The organism is Nocardia sp. NPDC051750, assembly GCF_044453135.1.
Lineage (GTDB): Bacteria > Actinomycetota > Actinomycetes > Mycobacteriales > Mycobacteriaceae > Nocardia.
On record NZ_JBITCK010000009.1, the window covers coordinates 18,223 to 39,078 of the forward strand.

Genomic DNA, 20,856 nt, shown 5'->3' on the forward strand with positions numbered 1-20,856 from the left:
TGCCCCTCCGGGACCGGGTGCTTCGCCACCGCTCACCACTGGTGGAAGAGATCATTCCAGTTCAGAGGCTGCGCGGCACCCCCATGGCATGAGGGCTCGAGCCTGGAGCCTGCTGGAGCGATTGCCCTGATGAAGCACCGGCGTCTGATGCGCGCGATGTACGGACTTGCCCAGGATAGCGGGCAAGTACGAGCCTCGGCAAGGCGGACGCGCCCGTCAGGCGATCCGGACGCCTTCCGCAAGCCCCGGCTCGAGCACCCGCAGGCCCTCCGCGGCGGCACGCGCACGCAGCTCGTCGGGAAATGCGCTGGTCCCGAGTGCGAGCACGGTGGGGCCGGCGCCCGAGACGGTAGCCGCGATCCCGGCGGCCCGCAACCGTTCGATCCAGGCGGTCGTCAGCGGGAGGGCGGGGGCGCGCTGAGTTTGGTGCAGCCGATCCGCGGTGGCCGGGAGCAGCAGATCCGGACGCCGGGTCAGCGCGACCACCGCCAGCGCCGCCCGGCTCACGTTGAATGCCGCGTCGCGATGCGGTACGAGTTCGGGCAGCAGCCCCCGCGTCTGCGCGGTGGAGGACCGCTCCTCGGGGACCAGGACCACCGGGCGCAGGCCGGTATGCCCGTCGAGGCGCACGGCACGGTAGATACGCTGCGGCGCAGCGATATCACCGATGGCTTCGGGGCCCGGCCCGGTTTCGGTCCACGAGACGACGATCCCACCGAGCACGCTGGCCGCCGCATTGTCCGGATGCCCCTCGAATTCGGCGGCGAGCTGCACCATCCGGTCGGTATCCACCGCCAGGGCGGGGTCGAATTCCGCGGCCAGCGCACAGCCCGCGGCAATACCGCCGACCACGGCCGCCGCCGAGGAACCCAGCCCCCGGGAGTGCGGAATAGCGTTCCGGCACACCACGTCCAGGCCGTCCGCCCAGACCCCGGCCGATTCCAGGCCGCGTTCGATCGCGCGGACCACCAGATGCTGTGGTCCCCAGGGCACCTCGTCGGCGCCCTCGCCTTCCACCCGGATATCGAGCCCGGAATCGGTACTGTGCACCTCGATCTCGTCGTAGATACCCAGCGCCATCCCGAGCGAATCGAATCCGGGGCCGAGGTTCGCGCTGGACGCGGGCACCCGGACCGAAACTGTGAGCCCGGCCGGCAGGGTGGGGGCGGTCAGCCGGCTCTCGCGTGTGTCCAAGATCAGGCCAGCTCGAGTCGGGTGGCGACAGCCACCGGGTCGACCGGAATGGCCTGCACTTCCGGCATGCCGAGCAGCGCGGTATCGGGATCCTTGAGCCCGTTGCCGGTGACCGTGCAGACCACCTTCAGCCCGGGTTCCAGCCAGCCGTCGGCCCGCGCGGCCAGCACCCCGGCGACGCTCGCCGCCGAGGCGGGTTCCACGAAAACGCCTTCCTTGGCGGCCACCAGCCGATACGCCTCCAGGATCTCGTCATCGGTGGCCGCGCGGAACGCGCCGCCGGACTCCTCTTTGGCCGCGACCGCACCGTTCCAGGAGGCGGGCGCACCGATCCGGATGGCGGTCGCGATGGTTTCCGGTTCCTTCACCGGGGCACCGTTGACCAGCGGCGCCGCACCCGCGGCCTGGACGCCGAGCATGCGCGGCAGCGAATCCGTGACACCGTCGGCGTGGTATTCGCGGTAGCCGCGCCAGTAGGCGGTGATATTGCCGGCATTGCCCACCGGCAGCGCGTGCACGTCGGGGGCCACGCCGAGTACGTCGCAGATCTCGAACGAGGCGGTTTTCTGTCCCTCGATCCGCGCCGGGTTCACCGAATTGACCAGCCCGATCGCCGGGAAATCCGAGGTGACCTTGCGGGCGAGTTCCAGGCAGTCGTCGAAATTACCTTCGACCTGGATCACCTTGGCGCCCAGCATGACGGCCTGGGCAAGTTTGCCCATGGCGATCTTGCCCTGCGGGATCAGCACCGCGCAGGTCATCCCCGCCCGGGTCGCATACGCGGCGGCCGATGCCGAGGTGTTCCCGGTGGACGCGCAGAGCACCGCCTGCTGGCCCCGGTATTTGGCATCGGTCATGGCCATGGTCATCCCGCGGTCCTTGAACGAACCGGTCGGGTTGGCACCTTCGACCTTCAGGTACACCTCGCAGCCGGTGAGTTCGGAGAGGTACGGCGCGGGCACCAGCGGGGTGCCGCCCTCGAACAGGGTGACCGGCTCCCACTCGGCCGCGCCCGCGAGGCGGTCACGATAGGCCGCGATCAGTCCCGGCCAGCGGGAGTGCACTCCGGACTGCGGGGCGACGCCGCCGGGCACCGACCCGCCACCCCTGACGGAATCGCTGCGCGATGCTGTTGTCATTCTTCGGTGCCTTCCAATCTCAGAACGCTGGTGACAGATGTGACGGATTCCATACCCGACAGCGCGGCGACGGTCTCGGCCAGCGCCGACTCGGTCGCCAAGTGGGTGACGACGACGAGTCGTGCCCGGTCATCGTGCCCCTCCTGCCGGACGGTGGAAATACTGACCCCGTGATTGGCGAATTCACCGGCCACCCGCGCCAGCACGCCGGGACGGTCCTCGACCTTCAGGTTCACGTGGTAGCGGGTGGGGGTATCGCCCATCGGGGCGATCGGCAGCGCGGCGTAGACCGATTCGCCCGGGGCCCGGCCGCCGAAGAATTTGTTCCGCGCGGCCATCACCAGATCGCCCAGCACCGCCGAGGCGGTGGGTGCGCCGCCGGCGCCCTGCCCGTAGAACATGAGCCGGCCGGCGTTCTCGGCCTCCACGACCACCGCGTTGAACGCCCCGTTGACCGCGGCCAGCGGGTGTTTGCGCGGGATCAGCGCCGGATAGACCCGCACCGAGACCCGTTCCTTACCGCCCTCGGCGGGACTCGGTTCCCCGGGGCCCGCGGGGACCCGCTCGCAGATGGCGAGCAGTTTGACGGCGCAGTTCACCGCGGCCGCGGTTTCCAGATCTTCCGAGGTGATCGTCGAGATGCCCTGCCGGAAGACATCCGCGGCCGTCACCCGGGTGTGGAAGGCCAGCGACGCCAGGATCGCGGCCTTCGCGGCGGCGTCGTAGCCCTCGACATCGGCGGTCGGGTCGGCTTCGGCGTAGCCGAGGCGGGTGGCTTCGGCGAGCGTTTCGCCGTAGTCCGCGCCGGTTTCGTCCATCGCGGAGAGGATGAAATTGGTGGTGCCGTTGACGATGCCGACCACCCGGTTGACCCGGTCGCCGGACAGGGACTGGATCAGGGGCCGCACCACCGGGATGGCACCGGCGACCGCCGCCTCGAAGTAGAGGTCGGCGCGGCTGCGTTCGGCGGCGGCGGCGAGCTCTCCGGTGTAATCGGCCAGCAGGGCTTTGTTCGCCGTGACCACCGACTTCCCGGCGTTGAGCGCGGCCAGGATCAGGGCGCGCGCCGGATCGATACCGCCGATGACCTCGACCACCAGATCGACATCGGGCCGGGCGACCAATTCCTCGGCATCGGTGGTGAGCAGTTCGGCGGGCAGGCCGCGGTCGCGGTCCAGGCTGCGCACCGCGACGCCGCGCAGAGTCAGCGGCGCGCCGACCCGGGACTGTAGATCGTCGGCATGGTCGCGCAGAATCCGCACGACCTCCGTGCCCACATTGCCCATACCCAGTACCGCGATACCGATCGGGCGATCCGGACCCCACTGGCCCGGCACGACCTCGGTCACATTCGTCCCTTTCGTCGTGTCCATCAGACCTCCAGACCGAGCAGATCCGCGACGGTTTCCCGGCGCAGGATAAGGCGCGCCGCACCGTCGGTGACAGCCACGACCGCAGGTCTGGTCAGCATGTTGTACCGGCTCGACATGGAATAGCAGTACGCACCGGTGCCCGCCACGGCGAGCAGATCGCCGGGCCCGGCATCGGCCGGGAGCCACGTATCGCGGATGATGATATCGCCGCTCTCGCAATGCTTTCCGACCACACGGGCAACCACCGGTCCGGCCTCGGAACCGCGCGAGACCAGCTGGCAGTGATAGTCGGCCTGGTACAGCGCGGGCCGGATATTGTCGCTCATTCCACCGTCGACGCTGACGTACCGGCGCCGCAGACCACCGTCCAGCGATACATCCTTCACGGTGCCGATCTCGTACAAGGTCACCGTGCCGGGGCCGGCGATGGCCCGGCCCGGTTCGACCGCGATCCGCGGTACCGGCAACCCGGCCAGTTCGGCCTCCCGCGCCACCAGTGCGCGCAGTTTCTCGGCGAACAGATCCAGCGGCGGCGGGTCGTCGGAGGGCAGATAGGAAATACCGAGGCCGCCGCCCAGATCGAGCAGCGATATCTGCGAGGTGCGTTCCACACCGAATTTGTCGACGGCCTCACGAAGGAGAGCCAGCATCCGGTGTGCCGCGATCTCGAAACCGTCGATTTCGAAAATCTGCGATCCGATATGACTGTGCAGGCCGACCAGGCGGAGATTATCGGCCTCGAAAACCCGGGCCAACGCCTCCATGGCGTCTCCGCCCGCGATCGAGAAACCGAATTTCTGATCCTCGTGGGCGGTGGAAATGTATTCGTGGGTGTGCGCCTCCACGCCGACGGTCACGCGGACCAGCACGTCCTGCACCACACCGGCCGCCCCGGCCACGGCTTCCAGCCGCTCGATTTCGATCAGCGAGTCGACCACCACATGCCCGACACCCGCCGCCACCGCGGCTTCGAGTTCGGCCACGGATTTGTTGTTGCCGTGCAGGGCGATGCGCTCGGCCGGGAATCCGGCGTGCAACGCGACGGCCAGCTCACCGCCCGAGCAGACGTCCAGGGACAGTCCCTCGTCCCGGATCCAGCGCGCGATCTCACCGCACAGAAAAGCCTTGGAGGCGTAGTGAACTCGCGAATCCGAGCCGAAGGCGCGCACCATATCCCGGCAGCGGGAACGAAAATCGTCCTCGTCCACCACGAACAGCGGGGTGCCGAACTGCGCGGCGAGTTCGGTGACCGGTACTCCCCCGAGACGCACCACATCGCCGGCGTCGCGGGTGGCATTGCGCGGCCATACATTGGCGGGCAGATCGATCATCTCCCGCGGACCTGCCGGACGTTCCGGCAGATTCGGTGCGTGCGGGATCTCGGCGTGCCGGGGCCCGGCCGGATGGACACTCATCGGTCTCCCTTCCTCACCCACTGCCGGAACAGTCGGTCGTTGCGATGGTGGGTGGTGGTCACATCCGCTCCGGTGCGGTGACGCCGAGCAGGCCCAGCCCGTTGGCGAGCACCTGCCGGGTGGCATTGACCAGGACGAGCCGGGCGGCATTGACCGGGCTCACGGGCTCGTCGCCCAGGGGCAGCACGCGCAGCGCCTTGTTGGTCTGGAACGGGTGATAGGCGCCGGCCAGCTCCTCCAGATAGCGCGCGATACGGTGCGGTTCCCGCAGGGTGGCCGCGCTCGCCACCACCCGGGGGAACTCGCCGAGTGTCCGGATGAGCGCACCCTCGAATTCGGAGTCGAGCAAGGCGAAATCCGGTGTCACGGTGTCGTATTCGAACTCCGCGGCATTACGGGCGATCGACGCGGCACGGGCGTGCGCGTACTGCACGTAATAGACGGGATTGACGCTGTCCTGTTTAGTCCACAGATCCAGGTCGATATCGATACTGGAATTCACCGAGCTGCGCACCAGCGAGTACCGGGCGGCGTCCACGCCGATCGCCTCGACCAGATCGTCCAGTGTGACCACGGTGCCGGCGCGTTTGCTCATCCGCACCGCGACGCCGTCCCGCAGCAGGTTCACCATCTGGCCGATGAGCACCTCGACACTGTCGGGATCGTCGCCGAACGCCGCGGCGGCGGCCTTCAACCGGCCGATATAACCGTGATGGTCCGCGCCGAGCATATAGATGCACAGATCGAAACCGCGTGACCGCTTGTCCTGCAGGTAGGCGATATCACCGGCGATATAGGCGGCATGGCCGTCGCTTTTGATGACCACCCGGTCCTGATCGTCGCCGTATTCGGAACTGGCGATCCACCAGGCCCCGTCCTTGGAGTACAGGTCGCCGGAATTCTTCAGTGTTTCGACCGCGCGTTCCACCGCGCCCGAGGCGAACAGTGAACTCTCGTTGAAATACACATCGAAATCGGTGCCGAATTCGTGCAGCGTCTTCTTGATATGGGCGAACATCAATTCCACGCCCTCGGCGCGGAAGAGTTCCAGCCGCTGCGCGGGGTCGAGTTCGAGCACGCCGGGATGGGCGGTCACGATCTGGTCCGCGATTTCGGCGATATAGGCGCCGGCGTACCCGTTCTCCGGGGTCGGCGCGCCGGTCGCGGCCGCCACCAGCGATTCGGCGAACCGGGTGATCTGCCCGCCGTGATCGTTGAAATAGTACTCGCGGGTGACGTCGGCGCCCTGCGCGGCGAGAATACGGCCCAGCGCGTCACCGACCGCCGCCCAGCGCGTCCCGCCGAGATGCACCGGACCGGTCGGATTGGCGGAAACGAATTCGAGATTGATCGTGGTACCGGACAGGGTCTCGGCCGTGCCGTAATTCACACCGGCCGACAGCACCTGGTCCAGGATCGCGCCCTGCGCCGACGCGGCGAGCCGGATATTCAGAAAACCGGGACCCGCCACTTCCGCCGAAGCGACCGCGTCGGTACCGCTCAGCGCCGCGGCCAGCCAGCCCGCCAGTTCCCGCGGATTCGCACCCGCTTTCTTCGCGACACGCATCGCCACATTGGTGCTGTAATCACCGTGTTCCGGATTGCGCGGACGCTCCACATCCACCTGCTCGGGCAGGACCGAAGCGTCCAGACCGCGTTCGGCGAGTACCTTCGCGGCCGTCGCGTGAAGGAGATCTGCAAGGTCGGCTGGAGTCACGAGTCTCTATCCTATGGTCCGAGTGGGTGCGCGCCGCGAGTGGGCACCGCAGCCATGCACTGTTCATCACGTGGGAAAGAGCTAGGACCGGTATGCCGAACAGGACCAGCGCCAAATCGGCGAAAGCCGTCAAGGCGGCGGGCAAAGTCGCACCCGCCCGAGCGGGCGGCGGTAAGAACAGGAACAAACCACCCTTTCTCCAGCGAGTCCCGTGGCTGACCGTCGGCGCGGTCGTGCTCCTCGTGGCCCTGGTCGGGGCGCTCGCCGTGAGCCTGGTCCCGAAATACCAGGCGGAGGCCGCACTGCGCGAACGCCAGGAACAGGTCCGGCAGCTGCGGGATTCCTTCGGGCAGAAGTTCGCCCCGACCGAGCAGAACCAGGACCCCTCCGCGCAGATCCAGGGCGTCGTGAAACACGAATACCCCGCGGGCCTGCACGTCGACGCGACCCAGCGGGTGGCCTACGACCAGACACCACCGTTCGGCGGTCCGCACGACGCCTCCTGGGCCGACTGCATGGGCGCCGTCTACGAGAAGCCGCTCCGTGAGGAGAACGCGGTGCACTCGCTGGAGCACGGAGCGGTCTGGATCAGCTACAACCCCGGCAAGGTCGACGAAGACGGCATCGACACGCTGAAGGCATGGGTCGACGGTGAGCAGTACATGCTCCTGTCGCCGCATCCCGACCAGGAAGCCCCCGTCTCGCTGCAATCCTGGGGTCATCAGCTGGCGGTCCCGAACGCCGACGACGAACGCATCGGCCAGTTCATCACCGCCCTGCGGCTGAATTCCTTCGCCTACCCCGAGGTCGGCGCCAGCTGCTCCACCTCCGGGTTCGATACCCAGAACCCGCCGCCCTACGATCCCAGCGAACCCGGCGCCGACGCGGTGCCGATGGACGGCGCCGGCCTGCAGCCCGATCAGAGCGAGCTGGGCGGGGCACCGGCCGGTCTCCCCGGCGGCCTGCCCGGTGGCGGCCTGCCCGGCGGCATCCCGGCGGTCCCAGGGATGCCGGGCACCCTGCCGGAACAACAGCCCGCGCCGGGAGCCGGGCAGTAATGCCGGCAGAGGGCGCTGCCGAGGAGAGCCCGGCCGAGTCCACCCCGCGCCCGGCGGGGTTGCGCGCCCAGCTGCGCGCGCAACGCGTCCCGCTGCTGATCATCGGCGCGATCGCCCTGCTCGTCGCCGGGTTCGGGGCAGGGATACTGCTGGCACCGGATACCGCCGACAGCGACGTCTCCGCCGGCCCGGTCGATATCGGATTCGCGCAGGATATGTCTGCGCATCACGCGCAAGCCGTGGAGATGTCCGGGATCGCACTCACCGGTACCAGCGATACCGAGGTCCGGCGGCTGGCCTACGACATCCTGACCACCCAGCAGAGCCAGATCGGGCGGATGCAGGGCTGGTTGCAGATGTGGGATGCCCCGGCCCGCGCCACCGGCGGGTACATGGCCTGGATGCCACAGGATGAACACTCCGGTCACGGACACGACCACGGCACCGCGGGAATGGCCACCATGCCGGGTATGGCCAGTACCGACGATCTGCGGAAACTCCGCGCCGCGAAAGGTCCGGAGCTGGACACGCTGTTCCTCCAGCTGATGCTGCGGCATCATCAGGGCGGGGTCCCGATGCTCGAATACGGCATCGAACACGCGGAAACCACCGAGATCCGGACGCTGGCCGGCCAGATGCTGCCCGCGCAGGAGGGCGAGTCCCGGCTGATGACCACAATGCTCGCCGCCCGCGGAGCCGAACCGCTGCCCTTCAACTGAGCCGTCACCACGCGTTTTGGCCGCACCGGAGGTCATGCGTTACGCTGTGGTCCGCCCGATCGACCGGACTTCCGGCCCGCTCGGGTGGATCCCCGCCCTCGTAGCTCAGGGGATAGAGCGTCTGCCTCCGGAGCAGAAGGCCGCAGGTTCGATTCCTGCCGAGGGCACCGAAGGAATGGCCCCCGACCAGCTGGGTTCTGGTCGGGGGCCATTTTTGTGTGAGGTGTGTCGTAGTCTTCGGGTGACATCCTGGGGGGCGATCGCACCCGGGGGAACGGAGATTGCCTTGACTCAGCCACCGGCCGGCCCCCCGCCGTACGGGCAGCAACCGCCGTACGGACAGCAACCCGGCGGCCCGCAGCCAGGTCCCGGACCGCAGGGCGGTTCGCCCCAACCCGGCTATCAGGGCCGGCCCGGCTACCCACCCCCCGGCTACCCACCCCCCGGCTACCCGCCCCAAGCGGGCTATCAGAACCAGCCCGGCTACCCGCCCCACCCAGGTATGCCACCACAACCTCGCAAGCGCCGGACGGGACTGATCATCGGCGCGGTGGTGGCGGTACTCGTCGTCATCGGCGCGGTATCGGCCGTGGTGGTGCTGACCGTGCAAGGCAAGACACCGCTGGCGTCGGATGAGCAGCAGGTCGAGTCCGCGCTCCGGGAGTTCTACGGCACCTTGACCGACGACGGTTTCGAGGCCGCCAGCCAGCTGGCCTGCAAGGCCGACCGCGACGATTTCGCGGCCATGCCGGAATCGGACAAGGCCGAGGCCGAGAAGCTCGAATTCGCCGTCGAGATCACCTCGGTGGACAATATCGTCGTCACCGGCGATCGAGCCACGGCCGAGCTCACCGGGAAGTTCACCCTCTCGATGCCCGGCGACTCCGACGACCAGACGGACGACAGTTCGGACGAGGATCTGGTGAAGGAGGACGGCGAGTGGCGGGTCTGCTCGTCGACCGGTACCGAAGCCGGATAACCCGCCCGCGGCGGAGTTCACGACCGCGCCGCGAGTAATCCCGTCACGGCGGACGCCAGGTATTCGGTGGCCGGCCGTGCACGCATGATGGTGCGGCCGGCCTCGATCCGGGCCAGTCGCCGGGCGGGGTCACCGAGGTAGCGCAGGCAGGTGGGAACGAGATCGTCGTAGTCGGTGAAGGCGACCGCGGCGGCATACCGGCCGGATTCCTCGGTATCGGCGCAGGTCTCGGAGACCACGAACACCCCGTTCGCCAGCAGATACGAAACCCGGACGATCTCGAATATCTTGGCGTCGTAGATATGCGTGTTCAGCACGATTTTCGCGCGCGCGTAGAGGGCGTCCCGGGCCGGCCCGTACACACCGAAATGCGCTTGTGCGTTCAGCCCGAGCCGGCGCAGTTCTTCGATCGGAGCCATCCGGCGCTCATTGAGCGAGCCGACGACGAGCACATCGATATCCTGCTCGGCGGCGGCCGGAATCCGTTCCAGCTCGGGAACATGACCGATCGGGACGTGCTGGACGTCCGGCACGCCGAGGTCGGCCAGCGCGGCGATATTGCGAAGGCTGTAATCCCACACCGGATGGCCGCGGAACAGCGAGAGCAGTTCCGCGGTAACCCATTCCGACCCGGGTGAGATCTGCTCCAGATTGAACAGCACGGCATCACCGGGAACCTCGAGGTTCCACCACGAGAGCGTATTGCTGCCGAAAACGATATGACTCCGGCCGGGCAGACCCAGATCGTCCGACAGGACGCTGTCGAAGCCCAGCCGCACCAGCGCGATATGGACCGTTTCGGCGACCTCGCGGAACACCTCCCGATGCTGGTATGCCGCCGGCGGCGCGATGGTGACGGCGAACTTCTCGGACCGGTTCGATATATCGGGCAGGTGCACAGGGAACTTCCGGCGATTCCGGGTCGGCACGCGGACCACCGCTGCGACAAGGCGATCAATACCGCCGCCGACTGTATCGGACATACGGCGGCAACGCTCGCGATCGGTGCCGTCGCGAACATCGAGGCGGTTCAGCGGATGCCAGGCCAAGAAACCGCCACGCTCACGCTCGATCTGTATGGCCACCTGTTCCCCGATGACCCGGACACCGCTGCGGCGGGGATGGAGGCCGGTGCCAGAGCTGCTGCGGACCAACTGCAGACCGCATGAGGCAAATTCCGGCGCCGACCTCCAAAAAAACGTCCCTGACCATTGAGCGAGCGGCGGGAATCGAACCCGCGTGAACGGCTTTGCAGACCGTTGCCTCAACCACTCAGCCACGCCCGCGTGACCGGCTGATCATCACCCGGTACGGGGCCGGGTACCAGGGTTCGGATCGCGGCGATCGCAATCGCCGCGACGCCGGCACCGGCAGCAGGGCCGCGCCGCACCGGCGCCGCGGTACCGGTCGTGGTGCATCCGGGCCCGGCTGCGGGCTGTGCCGCGGTGCGGACGCACTTCGCCTCGGGCGTGCACACCTATCTGCCGCTCGGGCGGAGTTCTGCGGGCGATCGGTACCGGTGAGGACTGTGGAGCCGCCCGCCGACGCCCGAACGGTCGGCTGCCTTCCGCGGCGCCGTGCGATGATCGAACACATGTCTCGCCCCCGGCCGCTACCGCTCGACCCGATCCAGGAGGCCCATCGGCAATGGGTCGGCCACGGCTGGGGTGCGGTCGCCGACGGGATGGCGGCCGTGACGTCGCTGGTGCGCGCCCAGCAGATCGTCATGGCCCGCGTGGACGAAGCCCTGCGCCCCACGGGTCTGACCTTCTCGCGCTACGAACTGCTGCAACTGCTGAACTTCAGCACCACCGGTGCACTGCCGATGGCGGTGGCCAGTGCGCGGTTACAGGTGCATCCGACCAGCGTCACCAATTCGGTGGACCGGCTCGAGGCCGCGGGGTTGGTGAACCGGGTTCCCCACCCGAACGACCGGCGCGCCACGCTGATCGAAATCACCGACACCGGAAGGTCGCTCGTCGCCGAAGCGACCGGATATCTCAACGACCGGGTCTTCGCCAGGCCTGAGCTCCCGCCCGACCGGTTGCGGACACTGCTGCAATTACTGACCGAATTCCGGCACACCGCGGGTGACTTCGATACCGGCGAGGAACCGGCCCGCTGGAACGAACCCTGACCGCCGGACATCGCAGCCGGTGAGCGACCGGCGTTCCCGGCAAATAACGATCCCGGAACATACCGGTCGGCCGCATACTCCCGATAGGCAGCAAACCGATAACGGGCAGGCACCCGGTCAGCAAATTTTTCGGTGATTCGGCTTGGCAACACTGCCACCACGGCGCACCATATGTTTATGGTGCTGGTGCTCGGGGTATCGGTGGGCTCCTCCGGAGCTCGCGCCGTACTCACCCATTCCGATCAACCACACCTGCCGCCGATCGACCGGTGTCATATTCCGCGTCCGGCACGGACCTCGTTCATCGAACCGGTACTCACCGCGGTCCGGCGGATGCACACCGCGGCCCGGCAACGCGACGAGTTCATCACCGGCACCGCGGTGACCTGCCAGGACCATGCACAGGCCGAACAGGTCGGCGACGCCCTCGGCACCGGCCGGATCACCCTGGTGGACGAACCCCTGGCCCAGGTGCGATATCTCCGGTTCACCGAGCAACTTCCGTCATCCGGTTCGGTGATGCTGTTCGATCTGGGTTCCTCCGGCCTCACCCTCACCCAGGTGGACTGCCGCACCGATACCGTGCTCGCCGCGAGCAACTGGCCCGGTCTCGGTGGCGATATCTACAACGAACTGCTGTGCGAATGGCTGGACCGGGCCGGGGTCCTCACCGACGAGGCAGCGGCCGGCCGGTACCGGGAAGCCCTGAGCAGCGCCCGTGTGGTCACCGCCGCAGACCCGGCCACCGCGAAACGCGCGGTGATAACCCGCAGTGATCTCGCCGAACTGTGCACAGAACCGCTGGCGATGGCGGCCACGCTGGTCCGGCGGGTCAGTGACCATTCCGAGGTGCCGGCGGAAACGATCGCGCTACTGGGCGGCTGCGCCCGCAACCCCGCACTTCGCGCCCGCCTCGCCGATCTGCTCGAACTCCCCCTGGTCTGCGACCGGGAACCGGAGTACGTGTCGGCGCGCGGCGCGCTGCTGTTCGCGGCCCAGCGGCCCGCGGCCGGTACCCGTACCGCCCATATCCGCGCCGGCGGCCAAGTGGTGCCGCTGGCCCCGCCGGTCGTCGGACGCCGCAAGGTGTACGCGGCAGCGGCGGTGACCCTCGGCCTCGGCGCGACCGTGGCCGGCCTGCTCACCGCACAGAACGGTACGGCGCATCCGGCCCGCAGCCACTTCGTGCCCACCGATATTCTCGACGCCCCGCCCGAGCCATGAACGGGCCCGGGCCGCGCCGGCGAGTCAGCGGTTGGTGAACTCGGCGGCCCGCTTGTCGACGAACGCCGCCATACCTTCCTTCTGGTCCGCGGTCGCGAACAACGAGTGGAATACGCGCCGCTCGAACCGCAGGCCCTCGCTCAACGTGGTCTCGAAGGAGCGGTTCACGGCCTCCTTGGCGATCATGGCCACCGGCAGCGACATCGACGCGATGGTAGCGCCGACCTCGAGCGCGGTATCGACCAGTTCGGCGGCCGGCACGATCCGGGAGACCAGCCCGGCACGTTCGGCTTCCTCGACGTCCATGTTCCGGCCGGTGAGCACCAGGTCCATGGCCTTGGCCTTACCGATCGCGCGGGTCAGCCGCTGCGAACCGCCGATACCGGGGATCACGCCGAGTTTGATCTCCGGTTGCCCGAACTTGGCGGTATCCGCGGCGATCAGGATGTCGCAGATCATGGCGAGTTCGCAGCCGCCGCCCAGGGCGTAGCCACCGACCGCCGCGATGGTGGGCTTGCGGAACTGGGCCAGCCGCTCCCACCGGGCGAAATAGTCGTCCATGAACATGTCCATATAGGACTTGGGCTGCATCTCCTTGATATCCGCCCCGGCGGCGAAGGCCCGCTCGGAACCGGTGATCACCACCGCCCCGATCTCGTCGTCACGTTCGAGTTCGTCGAGCGCCGCGAGCACATCGTCGAGGACCTGCGCATTGAGCGCGTTCAACGCCTTGGGCCGGTTCAGCGTGATGAGGCCGACCTTGTCCTTACGCTCCAGCAGAATCGTCTCGAAGTCGGTCACAGCACATCCTCTTCGTCGAAACGGTTACGAATATCGGTGACGATACCGCTCGGGCCCGGCGCGGCGGACCGGCGGTGACGCTTGCGACTCGGCAGGCCGGGGCCACCGGCGATCATTCAGCGGTTTCCAGCCGGCGCACGATATCGGTGACCCAGCCGTCGATCCAGCCGGCCAGCTGCCCGCGATCCATCCCGGTGACCGTCGACCGCGACCCGTCCGCGACGATCAGGTACCGGCCGTCCCCCGGAAGATCCCGCCAGACCGCGGAGGTCTGGACGATCCCGGGCAATCGGAAATGCAACCGGCTCTGCAGCACCCGCAGGTAGCCGGTGCCGTTCGCGGGAGTGGCGAAGAACGCCTGGCTGCGTGCGGTCGCCGTATCACCGTTCACCGGTGACTCCGGGGCAGGCTCCACGATGAATTCGGGCTGCCCGCCCGCTCCCGCGGCCGGCAGCAACCGGACCACGGCGGCCGCCAATTCGGGCACCGGGCACTCGAAGACGTCGAAACCCCTGCTGTGCTGGACGGTTTCCCCGATCCGCTGCTGGATGACATAGCCACGCGCCCCCTGCCGAACCGCGTGCACATGGGTACGCGCTTCCGGCGCCCCCGGGTCGCGCTCGTCCCAGCCTCGTGCCACCACGATCACATCCGGTCGCGACACCGCGCCGATCATCTGCTCGAAGGCGGAATCCGACCGAGCACGCAACGCCCGGCGCGCATGCTCCCGCGCCACGGCATAGTCCGCCGCCGACCGGATCCGGCTGGTGAAAGTGAACGGTTTCGGCAGCTTTCCGCGCCGGAAATCGTCACACAGGACCTTGAATTCGATATCGGTGAACAGCCAGCGGTGTCCGGCCGCCGATTCGTCGGCCACCGCCCCCGTCGCGGAAGGCCGCTCGGCCGTCACTCGTCCTCCCAGTTCCATTCCAGTCGCGACATCACGAAGGCGACCTGCTCATCGACCCATTTGATCATCTCTTCGGTGCCCGCCCCCGTCGCCACCGGTGCGGGATGATTCATCGGTATCACGTAGCGGCCGTCGCCCGGCAGATCGCGCCAGAACACGCCCATATCGATCCGTCCCCGCGGGCCGAATTTCGAGCGTCCCTGATGCACCCGGATGTACCCGGTCCGGGAAGCCGGAGTTTCGAAAAAGGCTTTGGCGCGGTAGGAATCGTCGTCCTCGGGTTCGTCGTTGTCCGACACCATGGAACTGCTCGATACGAACCCGGCGTCACCGTCGTACGGCGACGAATTCACCTGGACCGGGATATCCGGCAACCGGCCGTACTCCGCGTGCGGCGTACCGGCGAGCACGACCTCGCTCAGCGCCTCCGGATAACACGCGGTGATATCGAAACCCGCGCTGTGTGACAGCGTTTCCCCCGGCCGCTGCGAGATCAGATAGCCCCGGGCCCCACAGCGCACCGCGAGCATCCGGGTTCGGTCGGCCGGGCTCCCGAAATCGCTGTCCACCCAGGACTGCGCGACGATGTAGACGTCCGGCTTGTCCAGTGCCTTGCCGAGTTCGTCGAGGTCGGTGTCTGCACGGCGCGCCAGCCGTGCGCGAGCATTCGACTTCGCGATCTCGTAGTCGTCCTCCAGCCGGATCCGGCTGGTGTAGGTGAACGGATGCGGAAGCCGGGGCTGGCCGTGCTTCTCGCACAGCACCTTGAACTCCAGGTCGGTGAGCTCCCAGCGACGGTTCACGGCTCGATCACCGGTTTCACCCGATCCGGGACATCCCAGGCGTCATCCAGGTTGTCCCGGCCCTGCAGGTACTTCGGCGGTTTGTAGTCGTTGTTCTGGCCACCCTGGTTGCCGGCGCCCGCACCGGGTGCGCCGCCCATCGGCGCCCCGCCCATCGGCTGCGACGAACCCGACGGTGCCTGGTAGCCGGCGGTCTCCATCCCGGGTCCCGCCAGCGCGGCCCGCGGGAACAGTTGCGAACTCTGCGGCTCCGGGTAGGGCGACAGCGGCGGGGTGTTCGCGGCCGTGGGAACGCCGGCACCACCACCACCGGCGCCCGCGCCGCCACCACCCAGCGCACCGGCCAGCGAATCCAGCTGCTCGCGGGCCGGATCCAGCAGCCCCTGCACATGCTGTTGCAGCTGGGCGGGATCGAGCATCCGGGCCAGCTCGTCCATGCCGGGCAGCCCGCTGCCCATCTGGGTGAATGCCTGAATACCCTGGGTGAGCAGGTTCGACAGGATGCCGAGCGGATCCTGCCCGCTCGCGCTGGAGCCGCCGCCGCTGGTGCTCGAGTCACCGGAACCGCCGCCGCTGCCCGACCCGCTGGAGTTGCCGGAATCCGATCCGAGCAGATCCTTGACCGCCGAACCGTCGCCGAACAGCGTATCCGCCTGTCCGTACGGCGAATTCTCGTCGTAGAGAGACGACAGCGGGGTGTTCTTCAACTCCTCCGGCATCTCGTCCAGCGGGATACCGGTGAGCTGCGACAACGCATCCGCCAGGCTGGGTTCGCCCGAACCGTCCGACGCGGTGATCTTCCGGTTCTTGAGCGACTCGGGCAGCTGGGACTCCGGAATACCGGTGAGCTTGCTCAGGATATCGGCGGCCGTGGGGTTCTCCGGCATCTCACTGTCGGAACCCGAACCGGAACCGGAACCGCTACCGCCGGAGGAACCGTAATCACTGGAACCGGAGGACCCGGACCCGCTGCCGCCGGAGGAACCGTAATCACTGGAGCCGGGTCCGAGGCTGCTGCTGTTGCCGCCGGAACCCGACCCGGACGAATCGCCCATGAAATCCTCGGCCGAGGGAATCTCGGGTACCGAAGGAATCTGCTGCCCGGAGCCGCCCCCACCCGGGGAACTACCCCCGCCGCTCGGCGAACTGCCGCCGCCGGATTTTCCGGAGGATCCGGTCGGGCTCGACTGGCCCGCGGACAAGTTGGGGATCGACGACGACGGCCCACCACCGGACGACCCGCCGGATCCGAGGCCGGCCTTGGGAGCGTTGCCCACTCCGGACGAGCCGGATCCGCCGGACCCGGAGCCCACCCCACCACCGGACGGCCCACCCGACCCGGATCCGCCGCCCGAGCTGTAATCCGAACCCGAACCGGATCCGTAGCCCGAGCCACCACCACCCAGCTGGTTCTGCGCGTCCTCGTAGCCCTGTTCGTAGCCGTCCTCGTACCCGTCGTTGTAGCTGCCTGTCCCCGTTCCTGTACCAGTCCCCGTTCCTGTACCGGTTCCGGTGCCCGTCCCCGTACCGGTGCCCGTGCCCGTCCCCGTACCGGTGCCCGTCCCCGTACCGGTTCCGGTGCCCGTGCCGGTGCCTGTACCGGTTCCGGTGCCCGTACCAGTGCCTGTACCTGTACCGCTGCCGTCGCCCTTGCCGCTTCCGGCGTCCTTGGTAACGGGGCCGTCCAGCAGCGGCATACTTTCCGCGGTGTTCTTCATGCCCTTGAGGTAGGTCTTGTCGAGGGCGTCGCGGTAGTCATCGGTCAGGTCGTTGCAGCCGTCCTTGGAATCCGTATTCGGCGGCATGACCTTTTTGGTTTCGTGCAGCCAATTCGCCGTGTACTCCAGGAGTTTGCTCACCTGGAGTATCGAGGTGAACAACGGGTCCATATTCTCCTGGTACGCGGTGACCGCATTGGCCGCGGCCTGCGATCCCGTGCCGACCCAGGACCGGTTCAACGCCGCGACATCACCCACGAACTTGGACAATTTGGTATCGAGATCGTTGCCGAAAGACTTCCAGGTGGCCGCGCTGTCCATCACCGGCTGGGCTTGAATGGCCTGGCCGAGGTCGTACATCTCCTGGAAGGTCACCGAATCCTTGGCCTCCACGGTCACCACGGATCCCGGATCCTTGTTCGGGAAATCCTTGATCGTAGAGGGGAATTCGGTTTCCTTGATATCACCGTAGGTGCCGGTCCAGTCGGCGATTCCTTTCGGCTTGCCGTCACCCACCAGGTCGGTTCCGTCGGTGCTGGGCTTGTACGACTGCGGCGTGGTCGGAAACGTCAGATCGGTGAGACTCTTGAAGGTGCCCGCGGAATTCGTTTCGGCGTTCTCGTAGGCCTTGCCGGCGGCAACGAACAAATCGCCCAATTCCCGCACGATCGTGGCGTGTTCGGTGAGGACGGTACTGAGCCGGGTCGCCTTCTTGCTGAACACCGTGGCCAGCTCCCGGCCGGAGTTGAGGGTGCCGAACGGCGCCAGGTTGTTCAATCCCACCTGCCCCACGGCATCCGCCATACCCAGCAGGTCGTCGTACAGATCCGCCGCGGCTTGCGCGCTCTTCAATGCGTCGGCCGGTACGAATTGCAGGGTGCCGCCGGTCACCTGATTCGTCAGACCCGTGACGATCGCCGGATCGAGGGGCATATGAGTTCACCTTGCCTATCGGAAGTGCAGCATCGCCCGTACCGGCCGTACACTGCGCAGCGACCCGGGCTCGGTCACCGCGCGCGGATTGTCAATCCCGGTCCGCGACCACCGAATGGGGTCCCGCGTCGTCCGGTTCATCCGGCCGGTTGCCCGGCCAGTCCGGTGAGTCCGGCGACATTGTGGGCGTCGGCGGCGGCTGGGGAATCAGACCGCCTAGATCGGGGGCCCCCTCGACCATCTCGGACAGCTTCGGCATCGAGTTCCGGTGCGCCAGCAGTGGGTCCATCAGTTCCCGGGCCTTCTGCTGCACCTCGGCCGCCGCGTCTTGCACCGCCTTGGTGATGGCCGCGGCGATCTCGTCCATGGTGAGGTCGAGAATATCGTCGGCGAACTTGGTGTCGATGAGCACACCGTCGGCATTCACCGTCACCTCTATCCGCTTCTCCTCGGCGAGAACCGTAGCGGTGAGCAGGGAACGCTTCTTCTGCACTTCCGCTATACCACGCATCTGGTGGGTCAAGCCGGAGAGCATGGTCGCCATATCTTCCTGCAGGCGTTCGTTCACCACGGTGTGCTACCTCAGTCCTTCCGGTCCGGGAGTGGGGTGCGATTCCGCGAAGACCACACCCCCGGGATTACAGCGCAAAATTATTAATAACCGGTATCGCACAAGGAAATTCGGTGCAATGCCCGTCACGGGGCCGGTCTCAGAACTGGCCGTCCATCGAGCGCAACTGGTTGACACCGTCGCGCTGACCGACAGCGAAGGATTCGAAGGTGCCACCGATCCCGTCGACCCCGTCCAGCAGGTTCGGTTTCGAGGCGCCGTACCCGTCGTTGTTCTGGCCGTTGATGAACTTCTCGCCCATGGAATCGTCGCCCCAGGGCTGCTTGGTCGATTCGTCCTCGATGCCGTTGAGCCGCTCCCGGAGCCGTTTGCCGATACCGAGTACCTGACCGGCGAGATCCTCAGTGAGATTCGCGGCCGTCTCCAACTGGTCCGGATTGACCTCTACACGGTCCGCCATGGCCTTCTCCTCACTTCCGGCTACTGCCAGATCATTTCAATGTGAACGGTACATCGACCGAGGACCCGTTGCCCAGATCTGCGCCACCGCTTACTACTTGCCCCGCCTCCACCACGGCGCCGTCCGGCACCACCGCACCGGGCAAGATCACCGCTCCTTCGTGCACAATCGCCCCTTTACCCACCACGGCGCCCTCGTGCACGACCACGCCCGGACCGATGTCGGCCCCGTCACCGATCGCGGCGCCCGGCTCCACCACCGCACCGGCTCGCAGAACGGCACCTTCTCCGACCGAGGCGTCCTTGCCGACCCGCGCCCCTGCCTCCACCTGTGCGCCCGCGCCGACGGTCGCGCCGGGGTCGACGACAGCGTCGGGATGGATAACGGGAGGCTCCGACGGCCCGCTGTCCGGCGGCTGATCATCCGGGTCGCCTCCCGGCGGCACGGCACCTGGGGGCAGCCAGTCTTCTCCGGGAACGTCCGGCGCCCGGAACTCGTCGATCGGATAGGGCACCCGCATCGGCCAGCGCTGCGGCCGTGGTTTACCGCGCACATCCTTGCCCTCACCGATGAAGTGGTGATCCCGGTTCTCGGCGAACCAGGCACGCGCAGCCTGATAGTGCGCCGCCGAATTCTGCTGCACTCCCAGGACTTGCCACATCTGCGGCGGCCGGGACCTATCGTCCGTCAGCTGCCCCGCCGGCACCCTGGCCCACTGCTGCTGCAGCGTCCGGTCCAGCTCGGCCCGCAGGTCGTTGATCGCGGCCTGCATCTGCTGCTGGTCCTGCCAGGCCTGTCGCTCGGCCTGCTGATGCGCCGGCGGCATCCGGTCGAACTGCTGCTGCCGGATCTGATCCAGCTCGTGCTGTAGCCGATCGGCGTGCCGCTCCATCGCCGGGCGCTCCGCGGCCGGTGCGTGGCCGGCCTCCCGCAACACATCCAGCTGCTGCTCCAGCCATCTCTCGCGCTCCAGTTCGCGCCGCAGCCGGTCCACGTGGTCCCGGTGCAGGTTCAGCTCCTCCCGGTGCCTGTCCAGCTGCTCCTGCTGCCGATCCAGCTGCTCCCGCACCTGTGCCCGCTCCGGCGCCGGCGCGTGCTGCTGATGCAGCGATCGCAGCAGGTCGACCTGCTGTTGCTCCCGGTCCACATGTTGCCGCATCAGCTCCAGCAGGCCTTCTTGCCGCCGCAGCTCCCGCTGCCCCGACGATTGCTGCTGCTGGTGCTCCCGCATCGACTGCAGCAGGTCGAGCCGCTCCTGCCGCTGCGTCTGCTCCCGCACCTCTGCCTCGTGCTCCTGCAGCCGCACCACCTGCTCACGCAGCCAGCGCTGGTGTGCGATCTGCCCATCCCGATCACGCCGCAGCAGCCGCCCCGGAGGCGAACCATTCGGGTCCGGGCCCGGTGGTGGTGAAGGCGGCGGGGGCGGAGGCGAATGCGGTGGAGGCGGGGGCGGAGGCGGGGGTGAATGCGACGGAGGCGGAGGCGGAGCCGAATGCGGTGGAGGCGGAGGTACCCGCTCCTCCGGCCGCACCGCCGGATCGGGCGGCAACGGCGCACTCTCCGGCCGCACCGCCGGATCCGGCGGCAACGGCGCACTCTCCGGCCGCACCGCCGGATCCGGCGGCAACGGCGCATCCTCACCCGTTCGCGACGGCGGCCGCGACGCCCCTGCAGCATCCACCGACCCCGACCGCGACGGCGGCAC

The 20,856-nt window shown here is 67.8% G+C and carries 19 protein-coding genes, 2 tRNA genes and 1 pseudogene; 8 read left to right on the forward strand and 14 right to left on the reverse strand.

Features of this window, described 5'->3' with window-relative positions:
* Window positions 1-216: 216 nt before the first annotated feature.
* From thrB to argS, 5 genes are all read right to left on the reverse strand, one after another.
* A complete protein-coding gene (thrB, locus tag ACIA75_RS33765; protein ID WP_397111131.1) occupies window positions 217-1,194 on the reverse strand; it encodes a homoserine kinase in 978 nt (325 codons plus the stop codon).
* Window positions 1,195-1,196: 2 nt separating this feature from the next.
* Complete coding sequence (gene thrC / locus ACIA75_RS33770) at window positions 1,197-2,258, reverse strand: threonine synthase (protein WP_397111352.1); 1,062 nt, start codon at window positions 2,256-2,258, stop codon at window positions 1,197-1,199.
* A 71-nt stretch (window positions 2,259-2,329) separates the two neighbouring features.
* Complete coding sequence (locus ACIA75_RS33775; RefSeq protein ID WP_397111132.1) at window positions 2,330-3,706, reverse strand: homoserine dehydrogenase; 1,377 nt, start codon at window positions 3,704-3,706, stop codon at window positions 2,330-2,332.
* Window positions 3,706-5,121, reverse strand: coding sequence for a diaminopimelate decarboxylase (gene lysA / locus ACIA75_RS33780; protein ID WP_397111133.1), 1,416 nt, complete (start codon window positions 5,119-5,121; stop codon window positions 3,706-3,708). The genes ACIA75_RS33775 and lysA overlap by 1 nt, the downstream gene beginning before the upstream one ends.
* A 58-nt stretch (window positions 5,122-5,179) precedes the next feature.
* Complete coding sequence (gene argS / locus ACIA75_RS33785; protein WP_397111134.1) at window positions 5,180-6,838, reverse strand: arginine--tRNA ligase; 1,659 nt, start codon at window positions 6,836-6,838, stop codon at window positions 5,180-5,182.
* 92 nt (window positions 6,839-6,930) lie between these two features.
* Between argS and ACIA75_RS33790 the strand changes: the two genes are divergently transcribed.
* The 4 genes from ACIA75_RS33790 (at window position 6,931) to ACIA75_RS33805 (ending at window position 9,594) form a co-directional block, all read left to right on the forward strand.
* The gene (locus ACIA75_RS33790; protein WP_397111135.1) at window positions 6,931-7,896 is read left to right on the forward strand and encodes a DUF3105 domain-containing protein; all 966 of its coding nucleotides are present in this window, start codon (window positions 6,931-6,933) and stop codon (window positions 7,894-7,896) included.
* Window positions 7,896-8,615, forward strand: coding sequence for a DUF305 domain-containing protein (locus tag ACIA75_RS33795; RefSeq protein WP_397111136.1), 720 nt, complete (start codon window positions 7,896-7,898; stop codon window positions 8,613-8,615). The genes ACIA75_RS33790 and ACIA75_RS33795 overlap by 1 nt, the downstream gene beginning before the upstream one ends.
* Window positions 8,616-8,709: 94 nt before the next feature.
* Window positions 8,710-8,782, forward strand: a tRNA-Arg gene (locus ACIA75_RS33800).
* A 119-nt stretch (window positions 8,783-8,901) separates the two neighbouring features.
* Window positions 8,902-9,594, forward strand: a complete 693-nt coding sequence (locus ACIA75_RS33805; RefSeq protein ID WP_397111137.1) for a hypothetical protein — start codon at window positions 8,902-8,904, stop codon at window positions 9,592-9,594.
* A gap of 17 nt (window positions 9,595-9,611) precedes the next feature.
* Here ACIA75_RS33805 and ACIA75_RS33810 read toward each other — a convergent pair whose 3' ends face one another.
* Window positions 9,612-10,493, reverse strand: coding sequence for a hypothetical protein (locus ACIA75_RS33810; RefSeq protein WP_397111138.1), 882 nt, complete (start codon window positions 10,491-10,493; stop codon window positions 9,612-9,614).
* On the opposite strand from ACIA75_RS33810, the gene ACIA75_RS33815 reads away from it, so the two are divergent.
* On the forward strand, window positions 10,488-10,763 hold the full coding sequence (locus tag ACIA75_RS33815; protein WP_397111139.1) for a hypothetical protein: 276 nt from the start codon (window positions 10,488-10,490) through the stop codon (window positions 10,761-10,763). The two genes, ACIA75_RS33810 and ACIA75_RS33815, sit on opposite strands and share 6 nt — an antisense overlap.
* A 45-nt stretch (window positions 10,764-10,808) precedes the next feature.
* Here the strand turns inward: ACIA75_RS33815 and ACIA75_RS33820 are convergent.
* Window positions 10,809-10,880: transfer RNA gene (locus ACIA75_RS33820), tRNA-Cys, on the reverse strand.
* A gap of 308 nt (window positions 10,881-11,188) precedes the next feature.
* On the opposite strand from ACIA75_RS33820, the gene ACIA75_RS33825 reads away from it, so the two are divergent.
* Both ACIA75_RS33825 and ACIA75_RS33830 read left to right on the forward strand, forming a co-directional pair.
* A complete protein-coding gene (locus tag ACIA75_RS33825) occupies window positions 11,189-11,731 on the forward strand; it encodes a MarR family winged helix-turn-helix transcriptional regulator (protein WP_397111140.1) in 543 nt (180 codons plus the stop codon).
* A gap of 177 nt (window positions 11,732-11,908) precedes the next feature.
* Window positions 11,909-12,955 carry a hypothetical protein gene (locus ACIA75_RS33830; protein ID WP_397111141.1) on the forward strand — a complete coding sequence of 349 codons (1,047 nt, stop codon included), beginning with the start codon at window positions 11,909-11,911 and terminating at the stop codon, window positions 12,953-12,955.
* Window positions 12,956-12,979: 24 nt separating this feature from the next.
* On the opposite strand, the gene ACIA75_RS33835 is transcribed toward ACIA75_RS33830, so the two are convergent.
* From ACIA75_RS33835 to ACIA75_RS33865, 7 genes are all read right to left on the reverse strand, one after another.
* Entirely contained in the window at window positions 12,980-13,756 is a 777-nt protein-coding gene (locus ACIA75_RS33835; RefSeq protein WP_397111142.1) for an enoyl-CoA hydratase, read from the reverse strand.
* A gap of 112 nt (window positions 13,757-13,868) precedes the next feature.
* A complete protein-coding gene (locus ACIA75_RS33840) occupies window positions 13,869-14,666 on the reverse strand; it encodes an ESX secretion-associated protein EspG (RefSeq protein ID WP_397111143.1) in 798 nt (265 codons plus the stop codon).
* Window positions 14,663-15,469 carry an ESX secretion-associated protein EspG gene (locus tag ACIA75_RS33845; protein ID WP_397111144.1) on the reverse strand — a complete coding sequence of 269 codons (807 nt, stop codon included), beginning with the start codon at window positions 15,467-15,469 and terminating at the stop codon, window positions 14,663-14,665. Before ACIA75_RS33845 ends, ACIA75_RS33840 begins: the two co-directional genes overlap by 4 nt.
* Window positions 15,466-18,120 carry a hypothetical protein gene (locus ACIA75_RS33850; RefSeq protein WP_397111145.1) on the reverse strand — a complete coding sequence of 885 codons (2,655 nt, stop codon included), beginning with the start codon at window positions 18,118-18,120 and terminating at the stop codon, window positions 15,466-15,468. The genes ACIA75_RS33845 and ACIA75_RS33850 overlap by 4 nt, the downstream gene beginning before the upstream one ends.
* 91 nt (window positions 18,121-18,211) lie before the next feature.
* The gene (locus ACIA75_RS33855) at window positions 18,212-18,688 is read right to left on the reverse strand and encodes a YbaB/EbfC family nucleoid-associated protein (protein WP_397111146.1); all 477 of its coding nucleotides are present in this window, start codon (window positions 18,686-18,688) and stop codon (window positions 18,212-18,214) included.
* Window positions 18,689-18,830: 142 nt separating this feature from the next.
* The gene (locus tag ACIA75_RS33860; RefSeq protein ID WP_397111147.1) at window positions 18,831-19,151 is read right to left on the reverse strand and encodes a hypothetical protein; all 321 of its coding nucleotides are present in this window, start codon (window positions 19,149-19,151) and stop codon (window positions 18,831-18,833) included.
* A 31-nt stretch (window positions 19,152-19,182) separates the two neighbouring features.
* Window positions 19,183-20,457, reverse strand: a complete 1,275-nt coding sequence (locus tag ACIA75_RS33865) for a hypothetical protein (RefSeq protein ID WP_397111148.1) — start codon at window positions 20,455-20,457, stop codon at window positions 19,183-19,185.
* A gap of 26 nt (window positions 20,458-20,483) precedes the next feature.
* On the opposite strand from ACIA75_RS33865, the pseudogene ACIA75_RS33870 reads away from it, so the two are divergent.
* Window positions 20,484-20,856 (forward strand): annotated as a pseudogene (locus tag ACIA75_RS33870) (hypothetical protein); the annotation flags it as partial.

Bases quoted from the DNA above. Each gene is read 5' to 3' on its own strand.
- ACIA75_RS33795 (WP_397111136.1), top strand. From the start codon at position 7,896: ATGCCGGCAGAGGGCGCTGCCGAGGAGAGCCCGGCCGAGTCCACCCCG.
- lysA (WP_397111133.1), bottom strand. From the start codon at position 5,121: ATGAGTGTCCATCCGGCCGGGCCCCGGCACGCCGAGATCCCGCACGCA.
- ACIA75_RS33850 (WP_397111145.1), bottom strand. From the start codon at position 18,120: ATGCCCCTCGATCCGGCGATCGTCACGGGTCTGACGAATCAGGTGACC.
- ACIA75_RS33825 (WP_397111140.1), top strand. From the start codon at position 11,189: ATGTCTCGCCCCCGGCCGCTACCGCTCGACCCGATCCAGGAGGCCCAT.
- ACIA75_RS33860 (WP_397111147.1), bottom strand. From the start codon at position 19,151: ATGGCGGACCGTGTAGAGGTCAATCCGGACCAGTTGGAGACGGCCGCG.
- ACIA75_RS33790 (WP_397111135.1), top strand. From the start codon at position 6,931: ATGCCGAACAGGACCAGCGCCAAATCGGCGAAAGCCGTCAAGGCGGCG.
- ACIA75_RS33775 (WP_397111132.1), bottom strand. From the start codon at position 3,706: ATGGACACGACGAAAGGGACGAATGTGACCGAGGTCGTGCCGGGCCAG.
- ACIA75_RS33830 (WP_397111141.1), top strand. From the start codon at position 11,909: ATGGTGCTGGTGCTCGGGGTATCGGTGGGCTCCTCCGGAGCTCGCGCC.